This window comes from Pseudomonas sp. RIT-PI-S, assembly GCF_025642975.1.
In the GTDB taxonomy this organism is placed as follows: domain Bacteria; phylum Pseudomonadota; class Gammaproteobacteria; order Pseudomonadales; family Pseudomonadaceae; genus Aquipseudomonas.
This window is the reverse complement of sequence record NZ_JANZKJ010000039.1, coordinates 1-804: the sequence shown is the minus strand read 5'-3', so window position 1 is coordinate 804 and position 804 is coordinate 1. Positions and strand designations below refer to the sequence as shown.

Genomic DNA, 804 nt, shown 5'->3' with positions numbered 1-804 from the left:
AGCAAGCAACTGGTCGGCTACGTGGTGCTGACCAGCGAGCCGGATGGCTGGCAAGGCGAACTGGCCACTCACCTGGCCGCGCAGTTGCCGGACTACATGGTGCCGGCGCAATGGGTCGCCCTGGCCGCCATGCCGCTGAGCCCCAACGGCAAGCTGGAACGGCGCGCGCTGCCACGGCCCGCCTCGGATGCCCTGGTCGAACGTTTCGTGGCGCCTTCCACGGCGATGGAGCAGGCGCTGGCCTCGCTCTGGGCGGACCTGCTCAAGCGCGAGGCCGTGGGGGTTACCGATAACTTCTTTGCCTTGGGCGGGGATTCGATCATCTCCATCCAGCTGGTGAGCCGCGCGCGCGCCGCCGGCATCCAGTTCACCCCCAGGGACCTGTTCCAGCACCAAACAGTGCAAGCCCTGGCGCGGGTTGCCCAGCGCGGCGAAGCGCGGCAGGTCGACCAGGGCTCGGTAAGCGGCATCACGCCGTTGCTGCCGTTCCAGCAGTACTTTTTCGAGCAGCCCATCCCTAACCGCCAGCACTGGAACCAGGCGCTGCTGCTGCAACCGCGCGAGGTGCTGCGCGGTGAGGCGCTGGCCGTGGCCCTGGATGCGTTGGTGGGGCACCACGACGCCCTGCGCCTGATGTTCCGCGAGGGCCCCGAGGGCTGGCAGGGCGAGCACCAGCCCACGGCGCGGCCCAACCTGCTGTGGCAGGTGGAAGTCAGTGACAGTGCAGCCTTGGAAGCGCTCTGCGAAGACGCCCAGCGCAGCCTCACCCTGAGCGAAGGCCCGCTGCTGCGCGCGGTGCTGGCA

At 69.2% G+C, this 804-nt stretch carries 1 protein-coding gene; it reads left to right on the top strand.

Annotated features, from left to right (window positions below):
• On the top strand, window positions 1–804 hold an 804-nt coding region (locus tag OGL93_RS22145), incomplete at both ends, for a phosphopantetheine-binding protein (protein WP_263265166.1).